22 protein-coding genes and 2 pseudogenes are annotated in these 24,712 nt (G+C 39.5%); 11 read left to right on the forward strand and 13 right to left on the reverse strand.

Annotation, left to right across the window (positions count from 1 at the left end; all coding sequences use genetic code 11):
• The 4 genes from JCM10596_RS09585 to JCM10596_RS09595 all read right to left on the reverse strand — a co-directional run bounded on the left by JCM10596_RS09585 (position 1) and on the right by JCM10596_RS09595 (position 2,211).
• Positions 1–1,119, reverse strand: a complete 1,119-nt coding sequence (locus tag JCM10596_RS09585) for an FAD-dependent monooxygenase (RefSeq protein WP_025026944.1) — start codon at positions 1,117–1,119, stop codon at positions 1–3.
• Complete coding sequence (locus JCM10596_RS27705; protein WP_051541252.1) at positions 1,116–1,418, reverse strand: hypothetical protein; 303 nt, start codon at positions 1,416–1,418, stop codon at positions 1,116–1,118. The genes JCM10596_RS09585 and JCM10596_RS27705 overlap by 4 nt, the downstream gene beginning before the upstream one ends.
• A complete protein-coding gene (locus JCM10596_RS27710; protein WP_051541253.1) occupies positions 1,385–1,693 on the reverse strand; it encodes a TetR/AcrR family transcriptional regulator in 309 nt (102 codons plus the stop codon). Before JCM10596_RS27710 ends, JCM10596_RS27705 begins: the two co-directional genes overlap by 34 nt.
• 98 nt (positions 1,694–1,791) lie before the next feature.
• On the reverse strand, positions 1,792–2,211 hold the full coding sequence (locus JCM10596_RS09595; protein ID WP_025026945.1) for a DUF3995 domain-containing protein: 420 nt from the start codon (positions 2,209–2,211) through the stop codon (positions 1,792–1,794).
• A 176-nt stretch (positions 2,212–2,387) separates the two neighbouring features.
• Here JCM10596_RS09595 and JCM10596_RS09600 point away from each other — a divergent pair, with 176 nt between their 5' ends.
• Together JCM10596_RS09600 and JCM10596_RS09605 are read left to right on the forward strand one after the other, a co-directional pair.
• On the forward strand, positions 2,388–2,825 hold the full coding sequence (locus JCM10596_RS09600; RefSeq protein WP_025026946.1) for an SRPBCC family protein: 438 nt from the start codon (positions 2,388–2,390) through the stop codon (positions 2,823–2,825).
• Positions 2,825–3,148, forward strand: coding sequence for an ArsR/SmtB family transcription factor (locus JCM10596_RS09605; RefSeq protein ID WP_025026947.1), 324 nt, complete (start codon positions 2,825–2,827; stop codon positions 3,146–3,148). Before JCM10596_RS09600 ends, JCM10596_RS09605 begins: the two co-directional genes overlap by 1 nt.
• 70 nt (positions 3,149–3,218) lie before the next feature.
• Here the strand turns inward: JCM10596_RS09605 and JCM10596_RS09610 are convergent, their stop codons facing one another.
• The 5 genes from JCM10596_RS09610 to JCM10596_RS09630 form a co-directional block, all read right to left on the reverse strand.
• On the reverse strand, positions 3,219–4,406 hold the full coding sequence (locus tag JCM10596_RS09610) for a YibE/F family protein (RefSeq protein WP_025026948.1): 1,188 nt from the start codon (positions 4,404–4,406) through the stop codon (positions 3,219–3,221).
• A gap of 176 nt (positions 4,407–4,582) precedes the next feature.
• Positions 4,583–6,661: a 5'-nucleotidase C-terminal domain-containing protein gene (locus JCM10596_RS09615; RefSeq protein ID WP_025026949.1), complete on the reverse strand. Its 2,079-nt coding sequence runs from the start codon at positions 6,659–6,661 to the stop codon at positions 4,583–4,585.
• A 142-nt stretch (positions 6,662–6,803) separates the two neighbouring features.
• Complete coding sequence (locus tag JCM10596_RS09620; RefSeq protein WP_025026950.1) at positions 6,804–7,460, reverse strand: GNAT family N-acetyltransferase; 657 nt, start codon at positions 7,458–7,460, stop codon at positions 6,804–6,806.
• A gap of 3 nt (positions 7,461–7,463) precedes the next feature.
• Positions 7,464–8,021, reverse strand: coding sequence for a hypothetical protein (locus JCM10596_RS09625; RefSeq protein ID WP_025026951.1), 558 nt, complete (start codon positions 8,019–8,021; stop codon positions 7,464–7,466).
• Positions 8,018–8,623, reverse strand: coding sequence for a TetR/AcrR family transcriptional regulator (locus JCM10596_RS09630; protein WP_025026952.1), 606 nt, complete (start codon positions 8,621–8,623; stop codon positions 8,018–8,020). Before JCM10596_RS09630 ends, JCM10596_RS09625 begins: the two co-directional genes overlap by 4 nt.
• 163 nt (positions 8,624–8,786) lie before the next feature.
• Here JCM10596_RS09630 and sigV point away from each other — a divergent pair, with 163 nt between their 5' ends.
• The 3 genes from sigV (at position 8,787) to JCM10596_RS09645 (ending at position 11,490) form a co-directional block, all read left to right on the forward strand.
• Complete coding sequence (gene sigV / locus JCM10596_RS09635) at positions 8,787–9,272, forward strand: RNA polymerase sigma factor SigV (RefSeq protein ID WP_025026953.1); 486 nt, start codon at positions 8,787–8,789, stop codon at positions 9,270–9,272.
• A gap of 17 nt (positions 9,273–9,289) precedes the next feature.
• Positions 9,290–10,165, forward strand: a complete 876-nt coding sequence (gene rsiV / locus JCM10596_RS09640) for an anti-sigma-V factor RsiV (RefSeq protein WP_025026954.1) — start codon at positions 9,290–9,292, stop codon at positions 10,163–10,165.
• Positions 10,166–10,353: 188 nt separating this feature from the next.
• Positions 10,354–11,490 carry a dicarboxylate/amino acid:cation symporter gene (locus tag JCM10596_RS09645; protein ID WP_025026955.1) on the forward strand — a complete coding sequence of 379 codons (1,137 nt, stop codon included), beginning with the start codon at positions 10,354–10,356 and terminating at the stop codon, positions 11,488–11,490.
• A gap of 105 nt (positions 11,491–11,595) precedes the next feature.
• Here the strand turns inward: JCM10596_RS09645 and JCM10596_RS27715 are convergent, their stop codons facing one another.
• A complete protein-coding gene (locus JCM10596_RS27715; protein ID WP_025026956.1) occupies positions 11,596–12,819 on the reverse strand; it encodes a stalk domain-containing protein in 1,224 nt (407 codons plus the stop codon).
• 258 nt (positions 12,820–13,077) lie between these two features.
• Between JCM10596_RS27715 and JCM10596_RS09655 the strand changes: the two genes are divergently transcribed.
• Positions 13,078–14,736 (forward strand): putative bifunctional diguanylate cyclase/phosphodiesterase, encoded by a 1,659-nt coding sequence (locus JCM10596_RS09655; protein ID WP_025026957.1) that lies wholly within the window; start codon positions 13,078–13,080, stop codon positions 14,734–14,736.
• A gap of 62 nt (positions 14,737–14,798) precedes the next feature.
• Here JCM10596_RS09655 and JCM10596_RS24775 read toward each other — a convergent pair.
• A pseudogene (locus tag JCM10596_RS24775) lies at positions 14,799–15,679 on the reverse strand (1,4-dihydroxy-6-naphtoate synthase).
• Entirely contained in the window at positions 15,676–16,332 is a 657-nt protein-coding gene (locus JCM10596_RS09665; protein ID WP_025026958.1) for a futalosine hydrolase, read from the reverse strand. The pseudogene JCM10596_RS24775 and the gene JCM10596_RS09665 overlap by 4 nt, the downstream one beginning before the upstream one ends.
• Before the next feature lie 198 nt (positions 16,333–16,530).
• On the opposite strand from JCM10596_RS09665, the gene JCM10596_RS09670 reads away from it, so the two are divergent.
• The 5 genes and pseudogenes from JCM10596_RS09670 to JCM10596_RS09690 all read left to right on the forward strand — a co-directional run bounded on the left by JCM10596_RS09670 (position 16,531) and on the right by JCM10596_RS09690 (position 23,510).
• Entirely contained in the window at positions 16,531–17,409 is an 879-nt protein-coding gene (locus tag JCM10596_RS09670) for a radical SAM/SPASM domain-containing protein (RefSeq protein WP_025026959.1), read from the forward strand.
• A 113-nt stretch (positions 17,410–17,522) separates the two neighbouring features.
• Positions 17,523–18,853: pseudogene (locus tag JCM10596_RS24780) on the forward strand (S8 family peptidase).
• 85 nt (positions 18,854–18,938) lie between these two features.
• The gene (locus JCM10596_RS09680) at positions 18,939–19,331 is read left to right on the forward strand and encodes a DUF4175 domain-containing protein (protein WP_148302553.1); all 393 of its coding nucleotides are present in this window, start codon (positions 18,939–18,941) and stop codon (positions 19,329–19,331) included.
• 175 nt (positions 19,332–19,506) lie between these two features.
• Complete coding sequence (locus tag JCM10596_RS09685; RefSeq protein ID WP_025026961.1) at positions 19,507–21,258, forward strand: ABC transporter ATP-binding protein; 1,752 nt, start codon at positions 19,507–19,509, stop codon at positions 21,256–21,258.
• 320 nt (positions 21,259–21,578) lie between these two features.
• A complete protein-coding gene (locus JCM10596_RS09690; protein WP_025026962.1) occupies positions 21,579–23,510 on the forward strand; it encodes a 5'-nucleotidase C-terminal domain-containing protein in 1,932 nt (643 codons plus the stop codon).
• Positions 23,511–23,655: 145 nt separating this feature from the next.
• Here JCM10596_RS09690 and JCM10596_RS09695 read toward each other — a convergent pair whose 3' ends face one another.
• The gene (locus JCM10596_RS09695) at positions 23,656–24,702 is read right to left on the reverse strand and encodes a polyamine ABC transporter substrate-binding protein (protein ID WP_025026963.1); all 1,047 of its coding nucleotides are present in this window, start codon (positions 24,700–24,702) and stop codon (positions 23,656–23,658) included.
• Positions 24,703–24,712 lie beyond the last annotated feature (10 nt).

The following is a 24,712-nucleotide window of genomic DNA, read 5'->3' on the forward strand; positions in this document are numbered from 1 at the left end:
TTAGAGGGATCTTGTCACTTTCGTGAGCAGTCTGTACTGTGTGTGTAGAAGCTGATCGCGAATAGAGCATAGAGGAACAGATTCAAGCTGAGCGACTTTGCCAAAACTCCAAGACAAATTGACAATTTGAGTAGCTGGCTTCCTCCTTGCCTTTTGGTAGCTCTGTAGCGCCTGATCCAGATCGGAATGAGTATCTAAGGCTTTGGCAATTGCGTAACCATCTTCAATGGCTTGGCAAGCTCCTTGACCTAGATTGGGGGTTGTGGCATGAGCGGCATCTCCCAGAAGGGCTACTCTTCCCTTACTATAGTTTTGAATAGGTTTTAGATCATAGATATCATGCTGCATGATAGCATTTTCGTTTGTAGCAAGGAGTAGTTCTTGGATAGGGGAGTGATAGTGTTCAAAATTCTGAAGAAGATCTGCTTTTGTCCATTGCACATAACGCTGATCCTTAGCCATGCTATTTTTGAGAGCATACCAATAATAGCGATTGTCTTCAATAGGAGCAATGCCAAACCTTCCATTTCGACCCCAAGTTTCTATAAAGGTCTTCTGCGTGTCGAATGTCAATGGTTGAGTGACACCACGCCAGCAAGTGTACCCAGCATAACGGATAGTAGACTTAGGAAAAATAGTTTGTCGCACGGTTGAGTAAATTCCGTCACAGGCGAGAAGGAGGTCACATTGATACTCTGTACCATCTTCAAATTTGATCTGAACAGACGTTTTGTTTTGAGTAATTTTTGCACAGCTTTTGTTAAATGAAACGAGGTTGTTTGGTAAGCGAGAACGTAGAATTTCAAACAGCTTTGTCCGTGATAAGATAGCGAATGAGTGCCTATTCTTGTTTTTTTCAAAAGGCTTAATGGAAGCCAGAATAGTCCCTTTCCAGGACATTAAATAGCTATCAGTCGGGATGACACTGTGTGCTTGGATTTGTTCATATAATCCAAGCTCTTCAAAGACAAGAAGAGCATTGTTGCCTAAGACAATACCTGCTCCTAGTGGTCGATAATCGTCAGCTTTTTCAAAAAGCTGAATGGAGTAGCCTTTCTGAATAAGAGAAAGAGCGGCCGTTATTCCAGCAATACCCGCACCAATAATTCCTATTTTCATAGTCCTTCCCATAATAGATCAAGCTGCCTTTCAAAGTTTTTTTGTAAATCGTCCACAGATTGAGTGTCGTCGGAAAGCCAATGTAATAACACATTAAAATAGATGCCTATAAGAGCAAATGCTTTTTCGTCGGCGGACCATGTATCTGATGAGGAGTCACTTTCTTCTTCAATGACCTCTTTTAGACGGAAGCGAAATTGCTTTATGAGATTCATTTCATAGGGATTAATAAGAAGCTCACGTGTGATTTCGGCAAAAGCCCCCTTTAATAACTCACGATGCTCGCGTATCGGGTCCATAAATGTGAAAAAATAAGCTTCAGACGTGCTTGTAGATCTCCTTTTCCTTGACTGCTTACAATGCTATTCTCCAGTATTTCAAGCTGAGATTCACCAAGGTAGAGCAGGATATGTTCTTTTTTGGGGAAATAGAGGTAAAAGGTACCTTTGGCAATGCCACATTCACGAGTAATTTCCGTAATCGTGACATTTTCAATTCCTTTTTCTTTAAAAAGCTTTATGGATGTAGAAAAAATTTTTTCTTTCAGTTCTTTTTTTCTTTCCTCTTTAAGCATACGTTTCTTCCTTTCTTTCTCATAGTAATCAAGTAGACTTCCATTAGACGGAGTTTTTACTTCACTTGTCGGTCAGAACAGAACCGGATAAAAATGGGTTACAGAGAAATCATAAGATAGACGATACCTAGCAATACACATAATGGGTTATATAGAAAGGTATCGTTTTTAGCAAAAGTGGAACCCTTTATCTTTTTAAAAAATCCCATATAGTTAAAATCGCCTATTGCTCGCAGTAGAAAAATAATTCCAGCTATAAGACACATCCATTTAGAATAGAAGTTGGGGTGAATGAAGGAAACAGTTCCAGCTTGAATTAATAAGGTGCAGGCAATGATAAAGACTAGGGCTGCCACCGTTAATGTTTCCCAGATCTTAGGTGTGAAGGCAGGGCGTTCTCCTGTATCCGTGGTTGGAATGGCGGCACGACTTCCCCATCTTCCACCAATAGCCCAGTAGATATGAATGAAACTGATTAGAAAGAGTACTAATGCACAAAACAAAATAAGGAACTTCATCTTTCTCCTCCTCTACATATTTTCATCTAAAAACTGACCATGGTCAAAATATGACTGAGGTCATTTTAACATAGATGATAACAGGATTCAATAATAAGCTTGACATGTAACCAAAAGTTTCGTAAAATAAAAATACGAAACCTTTTGGTTACATATAAAACACTGGAGGTTGTAACATGAGTGATAACAAACCAAAAACGCCAGATATTCGAAAAAATGTGGTATTTAACGCAGACATTCAAAAGGTGTGGAATGCAGTAGCAACATCTGAAGGAATCAATTCTTGGTTTATGCCTAATGATTTTCAGCAGGAAATGGGATACGAGTTTACGATTCAATCACCATTCGGTCCAACTCCTTGTAAGGTTGTAGAATTAGATCCGCCGAATCTGCTTGCTTTTTCCTGGGGTGAAGCAGGCTGGATGGTGACGTTTGAACTAAAGGATTTGGGTGATCAAACGGAATTTACGCTTATCCATTCAGGCTGGGGAGATGCAGAAGAAATCTTACCAGGACCTGGTCCAGGACAGACAAATGCTGAAATCAGAAACCGGATGAATCAAGGATGGGAGTCTATTGTCCATGAACAACTAAGAAAAGTAGTGGAGGCGTAATGTCAGCTCTACACAAATATGATGTTTTTCAAGCCATTGCTGATCCTACACGTCGAAAAATCTTAGAATTATTGGCTGAGAAGGAGCTACCTGTAACAGTGATTAGTCAGCATTTTCCGATGAGCCGAACAGCCGTATCCAAACACTTGAAAATCCTTTCTGAATCTCGGTTAGTTAGCGTTGAAAAAGTAGGGCGAGAAAAGCGGTATATGCTTCAGCCTGAATCTTTTACAGAACTGAAACAGTGGCTGTCGTATTTCGATTTGTTTTGGGATAATAAATTGGCGATGCTCAAGCATATGGTAGAACAAGATACACCGTGAAGATAGACCGGAAGCGAGAAAAATGTAATGTAAAAAGAAAAATAGAGAGAAGAGTTAGCAGCTCTTGTCCCTATTTTTCTTTTGGTTTATAGTACCTTCCTACTGTACCAGCTAAGAAAGCAGTTAAAGGAATCGCACAGATGAGACCGATGCTTCCTGCCATCGCTCGGATGATCTCTGAGGCAATGAGATCTAAGTTCACGATTTCCCTAGGAGTCATTTTAAAAATGGAAAAGAGCAGCATGAGATGAATGGCTCCTCCGGCATAAGCAAGGATAAGTGTATTGGACATCGAGCCCATGATATCTTTTCCAATATTCATACCAGATCGAATTAAATCCTTATTTTTAATTTTGGGCTGTACTTCTTCAATTTCCCGCATGGCAGAAGCGACGGATAAGGTAACATCCATGACCGCTCCTAGAGCCCCAATGATAATTCCGGCAAACAAGAGCCCCTTAAAATCCAATTGCATGTGCTGAGGGATAAATGCAAGCATCTGAGCATCATCATTTCCGAGTCCTGTTAGGCGAGCAGTACTGCCAACCAGCAAGGAAATAGAACCGGCTACAATCACTCCTCCCACAGTACCAAGAATGGCGGTTACGGTTTTTTTGTTATACCCGCTAATAACAACAAGAGTGAGGGCTGTAATAATGATGGAGATACCTATGGAGGTAAGAATCGGGTTCCAGCCCCGTAAGACTAAAGGCAAGAAAACAAATCCAATCATAAGAGCGGTAAAAGCAAGAGTTAGAATCGACTTCACTCCAGCCATTCCACCAATGACCACAAGCAGAATCATAAATAAGGCTATAATGGCGATAATACTGTTTTCTCTAGATATTTCATATAAACGTAATGTTTCAACCTCACCTGCTTCATTTTCCGTGAGATTTAATAAAATGGTATCTCCTTTTTTAACGATTAATTTATAGGGTGAAATCATTTCTATGGTGTTTTTGATCGTAAATTCTTTTCCTTTATGTTTTCCCGAAGTAATCTTAATCTCTAAATGCTGATATCTCACATCGAGTAGTGGCTCGACATCTGGCTTATCGATCTCTGTATCATCAAAAGGGATGCCGATGACTTTGGCTTTTATGGTTTCATAATCAGGTCTCTCCATTTGCTTCTCGTAGTATTCTGTTAATTCATCTTCATACTCCGTAGAATTTGTAGCAAGAGAAGCATTGGCTGCTCCAAGCAGAACAAAAACCATAAGGACCAGAGCGAGAGCTTTTTTGAATGGTTTCACAGGAACATCCTTCTTTCACAAGAGAATAATAGAATTAGGCAAGAATATGGCGGATAACATGATAGAAAGGATCATGCTTTGTTTCTCGTAAAAGAAACAAAGCATGAGGAGAAAGGACCTGATAAGGGCGACGAACCATTATGTGGAGTGAAAACTCCATCTAATGGAAGTCTACATTATGCAGGGATTTTTATTTCTTGACCAATTGAAAGCCTATTAGGATTCTTGATCCCATTGTATTCTGCTATTTTTTGATAGGTTGTATTGTGAGCCTTGGCAATTTTATCTAAAGTATCGCCTTTTTTAACAACGTAGATTTTTTCAGACTTTTCTACAGTTGTATTTTCAGTAGCAGGGATAAGGATCTTTTGACCGATTGAGATCTTGTTAGGGTCTTTAAGATTATTATATTCTGCTAGCTTTTGATAGGTTGTGTTATGAGCTTTAGCAATTTTAGCTAGTGTATCGCCTTTTTTAACGATGTATTCTTTGTCTGCTTTCTTTTCCGGAGTTACACTTGGTTTTGCTGGTTCTACTGGTGTTGGTTTTGCTGGTTTTACGTTTTCAGTCGGTTTTTGTGGCTCTTCTGGCTTTTTCGGTTCTTGGACTGCTTCTGCTTCTGGAGCCTCAGATTTTTCTACGATGTTGGTTACAGGAGTAGGCGTTAATACTTTTTTCTCTTTAATGTATTCGACAAAAACATCTCGAATCGGGATAAAGGTTTCTACAACGTTTTTAGCATTGGAGAAGTCGTATTTATCTCCACCAGTAAACATAAAATCGTTAGTTACGACAGAGTAGAGCTTGTCCATTACTAATGGTGTTCCATCTTCAAGAGAAATCGATACAATTCGATTACCGAATTCAGCGTCTTTATCAAAGACCACCTTTAATCCAGAAAATTGTCCATCTGTTACATCAGGATTCATAATTCCATGATCAATGGCTTTTTTAATATCCTTTCCTGGAAGGTCCATTGTAACCAGGTAGTTATCAAATGGAATGATTTCATACATATCCGCAACTGTAATGTCCCCAGCTGCCAATGTACGTCTTAATCCACCACCGTTTTGAATGGCGATTTGTACTCCTGCTTTTTCTCTCATGATCTCAGTAGCTAGTTTACCTAATGGAGAAACATTTGGCTCGCTACGAACATGAGTGAAGTCTTGTGTGGCTGTTCCTAATTTTTCTTTCAAAATTGGATTTAGCTCGTTATCTAGCTTTTCTAGTACTTTTGCTGTATCTTCTTGACCGATAATATCATCTTTTCTATTAGAAAGATCATCAAGGGAAGGAAGAATTTCTTTTACTTTGCCATCTTCAGTTAGCTCAATGGAGAGCTTACCTAATAGACGTCCGTTAAATCCAGCTTGAACGATAGGTACATTATTCACTGTTCCAGATACGTTTCGATGACTATGACCTGTAATAATTCCATCTAAACCTTTTACTTCATTCGCTAATTTCACAACATTTCCTGAAATTACTTTCGTTTCTGAAGCTTGATTTGAATCAATATGAGTTAAAGCAATGATGACATCGGGTTTTCCTTCTTTTGCTTTTCCTTCTTGTAGGTAGGTTACCCATTCTTTTGCTACAGCTACAGGATCAGTAAATTCTAATCCAGCAACATGCTGTCTTTTAGTTAATGTTGCTGTGTCAGGGTGAGAAAGTCCGATAAAGGCTACTTTAAGACCACCTTTTTCCACGATCATATAAGGCTTAGCCCACTTAACAGATTCTCCAGTAGCCGTGTCAATGATATTCGCTGCTAGAAAATCGAAGCCGCCGTCCACTGCCCATTTCTCCATAAATTGGGTTCCCCAGTTAAATTCATGATTCCCAACGGAAGAAGCAACGACACCCATTGCTTTCATCATAGCAGATACAGGAGCACCATGAGTTAAATTGGATTTTGCTGTTCCTGAATAGTTATCTCCAGCAGCGACAACGATGGTATTTGGATTCTTTGCAACGGCATTTCTTGTTGCAGCAACCAATTTCACCATTCCAGTATCTCTACCTTGTCTTACATCTTCGGCTAAGGCACCGTGAAAGTCATTAAAGGAAATGATATCTACGGTTTTCTTTTGATCTACCGATGCACTAGCCACTTTTTGCTCTAGCTGTGGGCTAGCTTCGGGCGTTGTAGTGGTTGATGTAGCACCAACCGCTGAAATAGGTAAAAACAGTCCAAACATGAGGGCAAACACTAATACTAAGCTAGTAAAACTCTTAAACTTGTTAAACATATTAACCTCCTCTTGATATGTAATTGAAAGCACTTCCACTCTTATAGTTTAAAGAAGTTGGACCTCTTGCGCAACATATTTTATTATTGAATATTCAGTAAAATATATTAAAAAATAGGAGAGTATAAAAGAGGAGTAGCGACTACTTATCCCTATAAATCGAGTGTTTTGGTCGAAACATGCCATAGATAGTGATTTCCCCAAGTGTTTTGCTTTCAATAAGGTGGTAGCCAAAATGTTCATATAATTGTACATTATCCATATTTTCTGTGTCTAAGCCAATTCCAGTAGATAGAGGATCGGCATCCACAAGGTCGTGAATGTACTGAAGAAGAACTTTCCCTACCCCCTGTCCGTGATATCGGGGCTCGACTCCAATACAAACCAAATAATGATGGGGCTCCTTAGGACGTATCTTTGTTGTGTACTGCATATAAGCTTGAAGAACAGATCGAGAGCCTTTTGGTAGATGCACCATTAGTTTTAGAGCATGATAAACAAAAGCAGGCTGGAGAAGTAGACCTGCACCACGAGTACTGTTTGGCAATTCGATACTTGCAGCACCTCTAAGATCTCTATTGTCTGTGACTCCGAGAAGAAGTTCATTTAAGGATATGTTTTTCATACAGATAAAATGGAAAAATTGCTGTAATTGTTTAACACGATTTTTTTCAGGAAAGAGACTTTGAAAAAGCGGATCATGTACAAAGGCATTTGACCAAATATTAATGACCTGTGCATGGTCCTTCCGTTGAACTCGGACAATGCTGGGGGACTCCAATACGCTTTTTTTACTCATGATCTAGTACACCTTCCTGCTGGCATAATGATCAACACCAAAACTGAAGATTACTTTGAAAAGGTAGAAGAATAAAAGAAACAACAGTAGCAAAGGAAGGTCTGAATAAAAAAGAAGAAGACTAGCAAAACCAGTAGAAACGAAAACGGCTGCAATCGTTCTCTGAGCAGGATGATCAAGCAGAGCATTGACAATAGAAGTAGAAAGTATGGTGTAACCCCAGATAAGAAAGCAGAGAGCGAAGTGATTCCACAATAACAAAGCGAGAAGAAGAGGCTGGACATGAAGCAAGATAAACACGATTCTTGCTCGTGGACGAGTTCTATAGAATTGATTGGTTGAGTGTGTAAAATTGGCAATCACTCCTCCTAGGATGTCTAAGGCAAGAAGCAGAAGGAGCACCACTTTCCACCAGGCAAGCCCCTTCCACTCTGAATAAGTGAAGGCAAGCAATACCCCGCTCATGACCAAGCTAAAAGACAATGTTAAGAGGATTTCAATGACAGTGGATCTCTTTCCCAAGACTTCATGAAAAAAAGGGGGGATATTGATTGGTTTCATAACTCTCCTCCTAAATACTGTAGTATCATCTTCTTTTGCAGCTGCCAGGCTAGTTCGTATTGATCCTTATGTTCATTTAACCAGTAGTGGAGTCCCATGCCATCTAATGAAGTTAATAGAATCGTAGATATCGCTCGGAGAGTATCTTGAGCAACAGGATGAGGAACTAATTCGACAAGCTGTTTTTCAATCAGCTGAGTTGTTTGATTAGCGTAAGAGCTGAGGATTTCCTGATAATTAGAGTTAAAGATTCCTTCATGGTAGAAGGAAAGAATTGCTTTAAACAGCAGGAGATATTCTTCAGGTACTTGATGAATGGAATGTCCGAGAGCATCTAGAAATTCCTCTATATGCTGATACTCTTGTTTCAAGGGCTGACTTAAGTCTTCGAACACAATATGCACGGCGCTGCTTAGGATCTCATCGATAGACTTGAAATGATGAAAAACGTTACTTTTGCTCATACCAATGGTTTGGGCTAATTTGGCTGCCGATAACTCTTTGATTCCTTGTTCTGCAATGAGAGTGATTGCTGTATGTAGAATGCGAGCCCTCATTTGTTCGCCTTTTTCTATGCGCTTATCTTGTAGATGATGCTCCATTTTGACTCCTCCTTTTCCTTAATCATATAACTAACTGATCGATCGGTCAATTAATAAATTAAAAATATTTTTCCAAGGCAAACTATTTTGAGGAGGTGGGCGTCTATTTTTTAGAAACACAATACGATAGGCCTATCGGAGAAAAAGGAGTTAATACGGTGTCATGACAAAAGATCAAAAATTCAGAGCAGTAGAAGAGTATGTCATTCAAAATAAAGAAAAATTATATCGTATCGCATATAGCTATGTGAAGAATAAGGAAAACGCCTTGGACATTGTTCAAGAGAGTATTTATAAAGCATTAAGGCAAGTGGAGAGCCTGAAACATGTGGAATATATCAAAACATGGTTTTATCGAATCATGGTAAATACGGCGATTGATTTTTTGAGAAAGAATAAAAGGATTAGTGTTGTAGAGGATCAAGTATTAGATTCTCATGCCGAGATAAATGAAGATGATTATGCAGATCTTGATCTCCAACATGCTCTCGATTTGTTGCCACCGATATATAAAACGATTGTCATCTTAAAGTATTTTGAAGATTTAACTCTCGAAGAAATTGCTCAAGTTCTAGGTGAAAATGTGAATACGGTCAAAACAAGGCTATACTCAGGGCTTAAAAAACTTCGAGTGGAAATGCAAAAATAAGGTGATGGAGGCTCAAAATGAAAAAGATAGAAGAAGCTAAAAAAAATTATGAAAACATAGAGATACCAGAGGAATTAGATTTTATTGTACATCAAGCGATTAGGGAGAGTGAAAGAAAAATGAAGAGTCAAAACAAGGTAAAAACATGGGTGATGGGTACCGCTGCTGCGGCTGTATTGTTTGTTGGAAGTATTAATGTAAGTCCTGCGATGGCGAGTGCTTTAGCGGAGGTCCCAGTAGTCGGGCAATTTGTTAAAGTGGTGACTTTCAGAGAATATAAGGTTGATGAAGGAAATTATCAGGCAAATATTCAAATTCCAGCGTTAGAGGGTTTAGAAAATGAAGATCTACAAAAAGGATTGAATGAAAAATACCTTAATGAGAATAAACAATTATATGAGGAATTTATGAAGGAGATTGAAGAGTTAAAAACGGAGGGGATAGAGGCTCATTTAGGAGTGGATAGCGGATATGAGATTAAGGCAGATAACGATAAAATCCTTTCTATAGGAAGATATGTGGTGAATACGGTTGGTTCATCCTCTACCACATTCAAATATGACACGATTGATAAGCAAAACCAAGTACTTATTACTCTGCCTAGTTTATTCCTAGATGAGCGTTATATTGAGGTCATTAGCCAAAATATCCAAGAACAGATGAAACAGCAAATGAAAGAGGACCCGGAAAAAATCTACTGGGTGACGACTGAAGATTTTGATCCATTTGAAAAAATAGCAGCGAATCAAAACTTCTATATCAATAATGAATTCCAATTAGTGATTTCTTTCGATAAATATGAAGTGGCTCCTGGCTATATGGGAGTAGTTGAATTTATCATTCCAACAGACATTCTTTCTCCTACTCTAGTGAGCACGGAATATGTAAAATAACACAAAACGAAATGAAAATAAAAGGTTTCCTTCTCTAGATCATGTATAAAACACCCTGTAAAAAATATTTAAATAAAAACAATATTCTGAATGTATCATAAATCATTGTTTTCATATAATAAATATGTACAATATGAGTAGACATTTGTTTTTATCAGGTGTACAAAAAAAGAGAAGGGGACCATTATATGAAATTAATACTTAAATTGATTATTGGAATTATTGTTGGTATTGTTTTAGGCTTAGTTGGACCTGAATATTTAATTCGGACCTTCATCACACTTAAGTTCCTTTTCGGTAGCTTCATTGGATTTATCATTCCATTTATTATTCTCTTTTTCATTGCTAGTGGAGTAGCTGGCTTAGGAAAGAGCTCTGGAAGCTTAGTTGGAAAAACAGTGGGAACTGCCTACGTTTCTACAATTATTGCTGGGTTACTAGCTATTATTATTGCTATTACATTTATTCCTTTCCTAGCAGCAGAAGCAGGCGATGTAGCAGAAGGAGCTAAACTAGAGCCGTTTTTGAAGCTTGAGATTGCTCCGATGATGGGAGTAGTAACAGCTCTTGTCACAGCCTTTGTTTTTGGTATCGGTGTAGCAAAAACAGGGGGAGAAGGGCTGAAAAAGTTTTTTGATGAAGGAAAAGTCGTGATCGAACTAGTCATCACAAAAATTATTATTCCATTCTTGCCATTATATATTGCAGGAATCTTTGCTGAAATGGCGTCTGAAGGAACGGTATTTGACACGCTGAAAGTGTTTGGTGTTGTATTAATTCTTGCCATTCTCACACATTGGGTATGGCTAGGAATTCTATACACAACGGCTGGAACGATTGCTCAGAAGAATCCGTTATCGCTGTTGAAAAATATGCTTCCTGCGTATTTTACAGCGATCGGAACAATGAGTAGTGCAGCTACTATTCCAGTGACCTTAAGATCTGTGAAAAATAATAAGGTAAAAGAGGATATTGCTAATTTTGGAGTTCCTCTATGTGCAACGATTCATTTATCAGGGAGTATTATTACCATAGTCATGTGCGCGATTGCTGTCATGACTCTCTCACCGGAATTAAGTCAACCTTCATTCGTAGATATGATTCCCGTTGTCTTTATGCTTGGAATTATTATGATTGCAGCACCAGGAGTTCCAGGTGGAGCTATTATGGCAGCGCTTGGTGTTCTTACTACCATGTTGGGCTTTAATGAGGCAGCAATTGGGTTAATGGTAGCTCTTTATATGGCACAAGATAGCTTCGGTACAGCAACAAATGTAACTGGAGATGGAGCGATTAATGTTATTGTAGATAAATGGTCTAAATAACCATAGGAGAAAGCCGTTCGTTACGAGATGGAGAAACGAACGGCTTTTTTTGTGTGTGAAAAATGCTTTCCTTAGATATTGCCCTAGTCCTAGAATGAGCCAAGGCTATTTGTTCACTCCAGCAGCTACTCTAACTTGGTTTTGCATTGATTCCTGAATCAATCCATCATTATGCCTTGTGCTATTTAAAAAATGAATACAAAAGTGACCATTGTAATTGTTAGTGGTTATTGCTTGATCAGAGTGAGGAAAAGAATGCATCGCAGCAGCTAGTTTTCTTCCTTCGAGGGTTAGAATAATCGCCCTCGGTGTCCACGAGTATTGTCCACCCCATATTTCCCTCATGATTTGAGCATCTTGAGCCGTAAGTGGCTCTGCATCTGCATGATTTCCACCCATGGTATGGCGGATTCGAAAGGTTCTACCTGATTGAAAATCGGTCACGGTGGCTTCTTTACCAATGGAAAAGATATATCTGGCTTCTGTCCACCAATCTAATAATTCTCCATGACGCTGACTAGTGGTCGGTTTTACAGGAACATTGTAGATGGGAATTCGTAATTTCTGTCCAATAGATAGACTGCTGTTCATCGATAAGTTGTTTTCTTTTAACAATTGAAGCATAGGAATCCCATAACGTAAGCTTAGGTTCCATGGATTTTCACCCGCTTGAACGGTATGAGTGATATAGCTAATCGTTACACCGTTGTTGCTACTGGCAGGATTGTTGTTCGTTTGATCGTCAGGATTAGGTGGCTTATTTTCATTAGGAGAATTTGTGTTATTCGCAGGTGATGAATGAGGAGTTGTGTCAATTGTGACTGTTCGTGTTGCCCCATCCCATCCCACTCTATAGCCAAAGGTTTCCGAAATAAATCGAATTGGGACAAACGTAGATCCATTGACGATTTTAGATGTGGGAATATTCACCTGTCTTCCATTTACCCTTGCTTGTGAAGCGCCGACGACAAAGGCGATCTGTGTGTTTCCCTGATTGATTCCTACGGTTCTTGTAGCCCCATTCCACCAAACCCCAGCACCAAAATGGGTAGAAACCGCTCGTAAAGGCAGGAGTGTCGTGTTATCCTCAATGAAAGGCATGGGTTGGACTTGCAGACGGGCTCCATCCACCATTATGCTGATTTCTCCAGTTGATAATAAGCTGGGCCCATTCTTTCCTAACTCATTTTCTAATAGGGCAAAGAAGTCTTCATTAGCATCTATCTCTTCTTGACCCTCCATTGTTCTAGACTGCTGATCAAATTGTGGTGTACAAGCAACGATAAGTAACATAACTAGAATCAAAAGGAATGTTCGGTGTCGTTTCACTTTATTCTCCCCACTGAAAGCTTAATGTATTGATATTGATAGTGCTTCCTGCCTACTACTTACTACTAATAATGTACACATCTAGATAAAAAGTATCCTCCCAAAAGTTGTACATTAGACAGATAATTCAGTGTAAAAAGAGGAAGATGTATGATTTTGTCGAATTAGAATGAAGGAGAAGTGAAAGAGTAAAGAATGTCACTGTGGAATTCTTCTAAGTCCTTTTAGAGTCTTCAAACATAGAACGGGGGTGCAACATTGAACAGAAATCCTATTATCCTTGATGAAGAGCAAATATTTGACATGTTTAAAAACCTTGTTGATATTATTTTTCTTATGAAATATGAAGAGCCTCGCTCTTTCCGTTATGTCAAATATTCCGAGGATGCTATGTTCTTAGCCTCTTTAAAGCATACAGATCTGAATAAACGAATTGAAGATGTCTATGATGAAACAGTGGCAAAAGAATTAAATACACGGTATATGAAAGTGATTGAAACGGGTTCCCCCGTATCCTATGTGGATCGGATGAATATTGCCGATAGAAGTAAGCAATACGCGGAATCTGTCCTTATTCCTATTTATACACCAGAACACACCTATATCATTGGGCTTACTAAAAACATCACAAAATATTACAATTTGGAACACTATCAGAGCACGACAGGAATGCTGCGCTTTTCCCGTTTTAAGCAGTTGCTGGAAGAAATGCGACAGGGGAATTCTGGGGATGATACGCTTGTCCTCTACACTGTTCAAATTAATGAATTTAAGGACATCAAGGCAATTACAGGAGATTCGTTCCATCAGGTGCTTCTCACTTTTGTGTCTAGATTTCAGATGATTGTGAACGAAAATGATCTTATTACTCGCAATGATGGAGATGAATTTGTGATTGCGCGGTGGACAAAAAAGGATAAGGTGCTGGCATATGCGCAAAAAATCATCGAAACATTATCTACTCCCATCGATATCGACATGCATCGGATCACTACGATTGGAATTTCTGTAGGTATAGCCATAGATCAAAATGAAGAAAAGAAAAGTGAATTAATCCATCAATCATACAAAGCGATGTTATCCTCCAAGCAAAAGGGAATGAATAGTATTGAGATTTATGATGAAGCCGTTTCGGAGCTTTTTTCTAACAAAATGAGTTTTGAGTTTGAAGTGAGAAAGGCAATAAAAGAAGGGGAATTTGAGCTTCATTATCAGCCTAAAATAAATCTGCATAATCACTCCGTACATTTAGAAGCATTAATTCGCTGGAACCATCCTGTAATGGGATTTTTACCACCCATGAGATTTATTCCTCTAGCAGAGAGCTCATCCTTAATTATAGACATCGGAAATTGGGTCGTGCAGGAAGTATGTAAGAAAAGTAAAGAAATAAAGCAATTAGGCTTTGATTCCATATCCATTAATATCTCTCCACAGCATCTTAAAGAGAGCGGAGCGGTTGATGTCCTTGCCAATATTATAAAACAGCATGGAGTCGACCCTGGATTTATCGATGTTGAAATAACCGAGCAGGTCTTTGTTAATTTCAAGGAAAATCCGATCTCTTTCAAGCAAATTAAAGATTGTGGATTTTCCTTAACTTTGGATGATTTTGGAGTTCATTACTCTTCTTTGGGTTATATCAAAAATCTGCCGATCGACCGAATTAAAATTGATCGATCTTTCATTACACGGATTTTAGATGATCGAAAAGAACAAGAAATCGTCAAAATGATTATATCCTTAGCGAACGTACTGGATCTAAAGGTCACGGCTGAAGGGGTTGAAACAGAAGCACAACTAAACGTTTTGCAACAATTAGGGTGTCAGGAATTTCAGGGGTTTTACTTTAGTAAACCCAAACCTTTAGCCTTGCTTGAAAAAGCGAGTCAATATCTAGACAAATTTGCACTATAAGAAGTAATAGCTGTCGAGAATGATCTCGGCAGCTATTTATGTTGTTCATAGATTCCTGCTGATCAGGGAGTTTTGATTGAGCAAGGAATGGTGTTTGCCTCGTAGCGTAACTGAGTTACGTCAAATTGTGGAACGAGCTCTTCCTTCATCGCTCTACTAAGTAGTGCGGTGATAGCAGCATATCCGCTTTCTCCTAAATCTGCGCTATACTTGTTCACATATAGATCAATATGTGCTTGGGCAACCTCTGGCGAAAGCTCTTGAGCATGTTGCATAATATAGGCTTGTGATACTTCAGGGTGCTTCCAAGCATACTCTACTGAGGAACGAATCCAACCTGTAATAGCCTGTAGGTCTAAGGATCTCTTTGCTATAATGCTCCTAAGGGAATAGGGAGGCCGGTATCCTTTTCCCACCAGTTGCCCAAATCCTCCACAAGTGCCAGACCATAGGCTGGGTAGGTAAAGCGTGCCTCATGGATCACGAGCCCTGCATCGACTTGACCATCTCGAATAGCAGGCATAATCTGCTGAAATGGCATTACAATAATCTCTCCTATGCCCTCAGGTACTTGGCTTGCAGCCCATAGACGAAACAGCAGATAGGCAGTGGAGCGTTCACTAGGTACGGCAACTCTCTTTCCAGCAATCGCTTTTGTTCCAAGAGTTTCGCCTGTGGATGAAGGCTTACTTAATACAAGCGGACCACAGCCTCTTCCAAGAGCACCTCCACAGGGAAGCAAGGCGTATTGAGAAAGAACCCAAGGGATGGCGGCATAGGATATTTTTAAGATATCTGGTCCATTGGCTTGTACAGCTAATTTGTTGGTAACATCAATATCGGCATACGTAACATCAAGCTGAGGGGCTCCTGGTACTAAGCCATGCACCAAAGCATGAAAAATAAACGTGTCATTGGGACACGGGGAAAAGACAATCTTCATTCTATTACCTCCATTAATGCTGAGCTAGCGCTTTCTAAGATGTCTAGCGCTTCCTTGATTCGCCACGCAGAACGATCTCGAGGTCCTACGGGATTAGAGATGGCTCTTATTTCTACAATGGGTACGCCTTGTTCATGAGCAGCAAGTGCTACACCATAACCCTCCATCGCTTCCGCAGCGGCTCCGGGAATACGAATACTCATTTCCTCGGCAGTAGAGGCTGTTCCGGTGACCGTAGATACGGTAAGGATAGGTCCTTTATGAACAGAGATTCCTTTAGATTCTATTGAAGTTGTGATTCTTGAAGCGAGAGCCTCATCTACAGAGAGTTGAGTAGAGCCAAAGCCTAGCTGATCTAAGCTAGTGAAGCCTTCTGCTGTTTGAGCACCTAAATCAGCCGCAATAATCTTCGTAGCTACGACAATAGAACCTACCTCTGCACAATTCGAAAAGCCTCCACCTATCCCAGCGCTGATCACTAAATCATATTTAGCAGCCTGATTCAAGAGCATCGCTGTACGTACCGCAGCTGCAACAGGCCCTACTCCTGCAACTCTGACATCAAATCGATCATCTCCCTGCAATCCTCGTAATACAGCCTCTTGCTCGATTGAAACAGCAGTCATGATCAGAATTCTTTTTTTTGATTCCATCACCTATAATCTCCTTACCTGACGTTCTATAAGCACTTATATCAAAAATAACGTGAACTTACAAATGTGTAAAGGAATTTGTCTACTAGAGGATCATGGGATTTTTAGGCGCTGTACTTGCTTGTAAGACAAATGATAAAATTGGGAGCGAGAGTCATATCTCCGTTAGTCCTACACAATAGAGAGAGTGAATGAGCCATGAAAAAATTTAAGAAGTTTTATATTGAAATCACAAGTGTCTGTAATTTGGCTTGCCATTTTTGTCCCCCTACTGAAAGAAAGGCAAGCTTTATTAAAGTAGAAGAATTTACGAACATCTTAGAGCAAATTAAACCACATACGGATTATATTTATTTTCACCTTAAGGGTGAACCCTTACTTCATACCAAAATCGATCAGCTATTAGACATTAGCCATGAAAAAGGGTTTAAAGTGAACATCACAACGAATGGGACGTTGATCAACAAGGTGAAGGAGAAACTTTGGCTTAAACCAGCCATTAGACAGTTTAATTTTTCTCTGCACAGCTTTGATGGTCACCAAGGTTCAAGCGATAGAGAAGGATATATCACAAGTATTCTCTCCTTTGCGAAAGAGGCAGTGGCTCAGTCTGATGTGATTATCTCTTTACGATTATGGAATCTAGATCGAGATAATGCGACGAATCTTGAACGAAAAAGAAATCGAGAAGCTCTCTCGATTATCGAAAGGGAATTTAACTTAGATTATCTGATTGAAGATAAAGTCGTTCGAGGAAAAGGTGTGAAAATAGCGGATCGAATTTACTTAAATCACGATTATGAATTTGTCTGGCCAGCTCTTAAGGAAGAAGAGGATGAAGGACGCGGGTTCTGCCATGCCCTTCGAAACCAAGCCGGTATTTTGGTAGATGGAACGGTGGTTCCATGTTGTTTAGATGGGGAGGGCGTCATTAACTTAGGAAATATTAATGAAACCCCATTTTCTGAAATCATCGAAGGAGAAAGAGCAAATCGTCTATATGATGGTTTTTCAAGACGAGAAGTTGTCGAAGAACTATGTAAGAAATGTGATTATAGAAGAAGATTTGGCACATAAACATGAAGGTGCTTTTTGCTTCAGCTACCTATTTTTGAAGAGAATTGGACAATCACCGTTACTATATTTTTTTTTGTTCATAGAATAATCCAAACGATGAAGGAGGTTTTACATTGTTTGGATATTCTATGATACAAATGGTAAGAACAAATGCTCATAAGCTAGATCGCCCCTTAAGAGAGAAAGTCATTAATCTTTATAAACCGTTCAAATGGATGCCCTGCTTTCTGCACAAAACACTGGAGAGTGTGATCAGAAAGAGAACAAAGCTTTCTGTCATTATTCAGTTTAAGCAACAGTGCTTTGAAGAGGGTTGTAAAGAGGTTAAGCATGTAGTAAACGATCATGTAGGCTGCAAAATGAAGAAGGAGTTTTCATCCGTTTCTTGCTGTAGTGCAGATGTTACTCCGTCTGTTGTTGAAGGCTTGCTCAAGAACTGTCATGCGATCCAAAAAATCTATCTTAATCGAGAGGTTCATGCCTTATTAGATGTAGCAGTCCCTTCTGCCAGTGCTAAAAATATCGTGCGAAATGGGACAAAGCTGACAGGCAGAGGCGTAACGGTTGCAGTACTCGATACAGGTATTTATCCGCATAGAGATTTGGCAGGAAGGATCATTGATTTTGTCGATTTTATTAATAATAGAACAGAGCCTTATGATGATAATGGACATGGAACCCATTGTGCAGGAGATGCGGCTGGAGATGGAAGTACCTCATCGGGGAGATATGTGGGACCTGCGCCAGAAGCGAATGTCATTGGAGTCAAAGTGCTTGATAAGCGAGGAGCTGGATCATTAGCACTGTGATGCAAGGGGTAGAATGGTGTATACAGTACAATGAGCAAAACCCATCGAAGAAAATTAATGTCATGAATCTCTCTCTAGGAGCTACAGCTCAAGCATTTGAAAATGAAGAAGATGACCCAATGGTACAAATTGTGAATCAAGCTTGGGAGAGTGGAATTGTCGTTTGTGTCGCTGCGGGTAATTCAGGACCTGAATATGGAACCATTGCTAGTCCAGGAGTGAGTCAAAAGGTGATTACAGTTGGAGCCCTTGATGACAGAGGAACTGCCAGAACAAGAGAGGATGATGGTGTGGCTGAATTCTCAAGTAGAGGACCCACGATCTATGGCAAGGTGAAACCCGATATCCTAGCGCCAGGGGTCCAAATTGTCTCTTTGCGAGCTCCTAATTCCTACCTAGATAAGTTGCAAAAAGAAGCAAGAGTAGGGGAACATTACTTTTCTTTATCTGGTACTTCGATGGCGACTCCTATCTGCGCTGGCATTGTAGCGTTACTCTTAGAGCACCATCCTGGAGCGACACCAGACGAGGTGAAGGAAAGGTTGCGAAACGGAACTGATTTATGGAAGGATAGAGAACCGAACATTTACGGTTCTGGTTATATAAATGCTGACAACTCGATTCCAAGAGAGTAACCTAGGGGTCACCATGACATAGTTAGTAGGGAAGAAGGATCTTTCTCGCATCCTTCTTTCTCTCATGCTCAGCACAAGGTACCAAATGAAATTGGTACTGTGGCATGACCTAAGCAGTAGCTATAATAGACCTATCGAATATGTTGAAAAGAAGGTCGGTTATATGATGCAAGGAATACTTGAGCTTTTGCTGGGGATCCTCCTCTTATTTATCATTATCAAAGCCATAGTAGCTGTTGAGCATTTTTCTATAGATTCAGAAGCGAAAGAAATGGGGCAGTATTTTTTGATTGTTTTATTAGGAATTGGACTGATCAGCATGATGCTCTTCATCCCCTATAAAGTATGGGATCTGTTAGGAAGATGGGAGCATCTCGGTGTATTGTGGCTTTTTGGAGCTGTGGGTCTTGCCACCGTCGCCTTAACGTTCGGTTACTATGGGATGATAAAGCTGCGTTTTTCTCGTCACGCTAAATAAAGTAGACTTCCATCAGATGGAGCTTTTTTCTCCACCTTCCAGTTAGAATGGGATAAACTATTCATTAATTCAAAAAACTATTAATTATAAAAAAAATGCCCTTTATAGGGGCTTTTTTTTATAAGAAATGGTAGAATGTAGATATCTAGTAAATGTTTTGGAAGGTGTGTGTTGAATGGAGGATAGCAAGAAAAACAAACGGACGCAATGGCAGGGCTTTTTAGCATTACTAAGGCAAGGAAAGCCTTCCAAATGGTTAATAGGTTTAGCTATGCTGTTAAGTTTAGTAGAAACAGTTTCTGGTTTGATGATCCCGTTGCTGACTAAGAATATGGTGGATCAAATTTCAATGCTTGGTATTGAGCTTGGTCTGGTGCTGTTGATCTTGGCTGTTTTTATTCTTCAAATTGTAGCGGGGGGCTTTTCTTTTTATTTATTGGCGAAAATCGGAGAATTGATTGTAGCGAAAATAAGAGAAAGGCTATGGAATTGGATTATTGATCTCCCTATTCCGTATTTTGATCAGCATCAATCAGGAGAAACAATGAGTCGCATTACGCAGGATACAAACCAGATCAAAGACCTAGTGACTAATCATCTAGTTACCTTTGTGTCTGGGCTGATCTCGATTATTGGCTCCGTCGTGATTCTAATAATTATTGATTGGAAGATGACTCTAATCATGTTGGTTGCCATCCCTACGTCAATGCTGATCATGCTTCCATTAGGTCGAATTATGAACAAAATAGCCAGACAAACACAAGATGAGATGGCAAGCTTTAGTGGGAATTTAGGTCGAGTATTAAGTGAAATAAGACTTGTAAAATCATATAATGGACAAACAGTTGAACGTGGAAAAGGAAAAGAAGGGATTCAGAACTTATTTACATATGGTTTAAGAGAGGCAAAGGTTCATGCGATGATCTCTCCACTCATGACCACCGTTATGATGCTGATTCTAGTCGTAATTATAGGGTATGGAGGCGTGAGAGTTGCTTCTGGTGATCTTTCTGCGGGAGCTTTAGTTGCTATTATTATTTATATGTTCCAAATCATTGTTCCGTTTAGTCAAATGGCTATGTTTTTCACAGCGTTTCAAAAAGCCATGGGAGCAACAGAGAGAATTCAAGAGTTGTTTTCCTTAAAACAGGAAGAGGAGCAGGAAGGGTTACCGATTGAAACGGTAGATTCTTTACGCTTTGAGAATGTTTCTTTTGGCTATGAAACAAGAAAAGAGATCTTAAAAGGCGTGAGTTTCGATATTCAATCTGGACAAACCGTTGCTCTAGTAGGTCCGAGTGGAAGTGGAAAAACAACGGTCTTTTCTTTGATTGAACGTTTTTACAAACCACTGGAAGGCGGCATCAATGTAGGTCATGTGGATATTGATCAATTTTCTCTTGCTGAGTGGAGACATATGATAGGCTATGTATCACAAGAAAGTCCTATTATGTCAGGAACCATTAGAGAAAATATTTGCTACGGCATGAAACGAGAGGTATCGCTTGAAGAGGTGATCAAAGCGGCAGAGCAAGCTAATGCCAGAGAATTTATTGAACAATTACCGATGGGCTTCGATACAGAGGTAGGAGAAAGAGGAATTAAGTTATCTGGAGGGCAGCGTCAACGTATTGCTGTGGCAAGGGCGCTTATCCGTAACCCACAAATCCTCTTGCTAGATGAAGCAACGTCTAATTTAGACAGTGAATCAGAACACCTTGTACAAATCGCTCTCAAGAATCTTATGCAGGGGCGTACAACATTGATTATAGCCCACCGTCTATCGACAGTTGTGGATGCAGATCATATCCTTGTTTTAGAGCAAGGTGAGATTACCGGTCAAGGAACCCATCATCAATTGATGCAAACTCACGAATTGTATCAAAAACTAGTGAAACAACAAATGACAGCTATGTTAACAAATTAAAGATCATGTCGGATCTCCTTTTCACCTGACAAATTTCCCGAGAAATAATTCAAATTTTGCCATACAGAATTCAGGTTGTCGAATCACATCGGCATCCTTTTTTTTGATGAAAAAATAAGATTAACACAAAAGGATCCTTTTTAATTGAAGGGAAGGAATGAAGGACAAAGAATGAAATAGATATCCTCTACGACTGTTACAAGCTTAAAATTGTAACAGTCTTTTTACAAAAGCTTATCAAATGGGTAAGGACTTTATGATAGAATAGGAGGGTAAAAGAATATACTCACAGGAGAAGAGGAAGAGGAGGATCAGACAAGATGAAAAAAGCATTATCGATGTTTTTAGCAACAGTACTTACATTCTCTGTAGTATTCCAATTTGGAGCTCCGCTGGCTGACGCACAAAATGCGGATGTGACGAGAGGAGAATTTATCACTGAGCTTATGCACACTATGGGGGTGGATGTTGCTTCATATCAAGGAAATGATACAGACAGCTTTTCCGATGTAACTGAAGAGTTGGCTCCCTATGTTGAAGCAGCAGAGCGTTTAGAGATTACAACAGGAATGAGAGAAGGATTTTTTGGAGCCAATGAGAAGGTGACTCGTGAACAAGCGTATGTCTTTTTAATTCGTGCTCTCAATCTATCAAAAACGTATGATCAGAAACTTTTAGATACATATAAAGACAAAGGTGCTGTTTGGGGCAAACAAGAGTTGGCTGCTGCCATTCAATTAGGTCTATTAAAAGGCTTTGAGGACAAAACACTTCGTCCTAAGCAGCCGTTAAAAAAGGATCAGATGAAACAAATCCTTGAACGCTATCATAGCAATTTTGAGCGGATCACATTTGTTCATTCGAATGATCTCCATGGAAGAATCCTTCATAATGAGCAAAATGGCGAGTTAGGACTCGCGAAAATTGCTCATATTGCAAACGAAACAAGAAAACAGTATGCCAATACGTTTGTCTTGGATATGGGAGATACTTTCCATGGGACAAACTATGCAAACTTTTCTCAGGGTGAATCTGCTGCACAAGCCATGAATCTAATAGGCTATGATGCAATGGTAGCAGGGAACCATGATTTTAATTTTGGTTATAAAAGATTAGTAGAGTTAGATCAGATGACAGATTTCCCTATTTTAAGCGCTAACGTGGTTTTTGAAGCCGATGGAGAACTATTGCTCTACACTCATATGGTTCAAGAAAAGCTTGGGAAAAAAATTGCTTTTGTTGGATTAACAGCGATCGATACAGTAGTGAAGACTCACCCTAATAATATCGAAGGGCTCGTCTTTATTGATGAGGTTGAAGTGATAAAGGAAATGGTAGCGGGCTTGAAAAATGAAGTAGATCACATTGTTGTCTTATCTCATTCAGGCTATGATGTCGATCTTGAAATTGCGAAGGCTGTGACTGACCTTGACTTGATTCTTGGTGGACATAGTCATACAACGATTGAAAAACCAGAATTGGTCAACGGAACCTATATCACTCAAGCATGGGAGCATGGAAAAGCATTAGGAATTACTCATATGCTATTTTACAAGGGTGAGTTAGTAGGAATCAATGGACACCTAACTCGTGACTATAAGGAATTACCGGCTGATCCAAAAGTGAAAGCATTATTAGATCAATATGTTGCTGAAGTAGATAAAGAATTGAATAAAGTAATAGGCAGTGTCAATGTTAAACTAGATGGTGCTCGTGAATTAGTTCGTACACAAGAAACGAATCTAGGGAACCTTGTCACAGATGCGATGAGAGAATTGACAGGTGCAGATATTGCTATGACCAATGGAGGCGGGATTCGTGCTGATATTGAACCGGGTGAGGTAACCATGAATCATGTGATTTCTGCCTTCCCTTTCACCAACACCGTTGTTTTAGTAGAATTGAATGGACAACAAATTCTTAGCACATTAGAGCATTCGGTTCGATTGTACCCTGAACAAAATGGAGGATTTATGCATGTTTCAGGTCTAACCTTTGAGTTTGATCCATCCAAAGCAGCAGGAGATAGAGTGAGTAATGTCAAGGTCGATGGCAAACCCTTAGATCTTAATAAAAAGTATACCGTAGCGACGAATGACTTTACGGCTGCAGGTGGAGACGGATATAGCTGGTTAGCCGAAGGTGAACTATTATCTTATACAGGTGAACTGTTAAATACAGTTGTAAGTGATTATATCCAAGATAAAAAAGCCATTCCAGCTGTAGAAGGACGTATCAAAGTAAAAGAATAGTGAGCAGTCAAGAACTGTCCGAATAATGTAAGTCCATTCGACAGTTCTTTTTATTAAGAGGATTACCTTTACTGGAGGAAAATAAAAGGATGAAGAAAATAGGGAGATGATCTTGTTTTAGTTCAAGATCATCTCCCACATTTATTTAACGACCACTTTTTAACTCTGTCCAAAAGCGGTCATATTCTTCTAGTGATTCTCCTACTTCAACGATCCATTCAGCTCTGTCTAGCTCTTCAGGGCTTAAAAAGATCATATGGTTATTTCTATATTCTGCGCTGTGCAGAGGATAGGCTTTTTCATTGGGATTGCTATACATGATCGATTCGTAGTTCTTGACACTTACTTCAGGCTCTAGCAGATAATTAATAAATTTTTCAGCAAGCTCTTTGTTTTTTGCTCCCTTAGGAATGGCTAACGTATCAGCCCAAATCGTTCCGCCTTCTTTCGGAACAACATATTCAATATGCTCGTTTTGCTCACGAATCAGTGCGGCATCTCCAGACCATACCGTGCCGATCCATGCTTCTTCTGTAATGAAGTTTTGTTTAATTGTATTGGTATCAAAAGCCATCACGTTAGGTAATAGCTTCTTTAGATCCAAGACGGCTAGTGCTAGCTCATTCATATCGGTGGTGCTATTGGAAAAGCCATTCTTAATTAAGCCCATTCCAATGACCTCACGAGGGTCATCTAGTAAGATCAGACGTCCTTTATATTGTTCATCCCATAAGCTCTCCCAGCTCTCAATAGGATCTGTCACGTATTTTGTATTATAGGCAATTCCTGTAATTCCCCAAGTGTAGACTAGAGAATAACGATTCTCTGGATCATAAGGAGGAGTCTGGAAGGTTGATACGATATTCTGGACATTAGGAATAGTAGCTTTATTTAGCTCCTCTAACAGCCCCAATTCGATTAAGGTCGAAACCATATAATCGGAGGGTTGAATTAAGTCATACTGAGAGCCTCCACTTGCTTGTAGCTTCGCTAAAAGCTCTTCATTGCTTGAGTAAAAATTCTGATTCACTTTTACATCATATCTCTCTTCAAAATCTTCTAACACCTGCTGATCAAAATTATCTACCCAAGTATAAATATTAAGCACGTCTTTTTTAGGTCCGCATCCTAAGCTAGAAACAACAAGAATGGAGATCATGATGGCAGTAAGTACATTTTTTAATCCTTTCATAACAGCCTCC

The sequence above is a fragment of the Caldalkalibacillus mannanilyticus JCM 10596 genome, assembly GCF_000615945.1.
Classification (GTDB): Bacteria; Bacillota; Bacilli; order Caldalkalibacillales; family JCM-10596; genus Bacillus_AT; species Bacillus_AT mannanilyticus.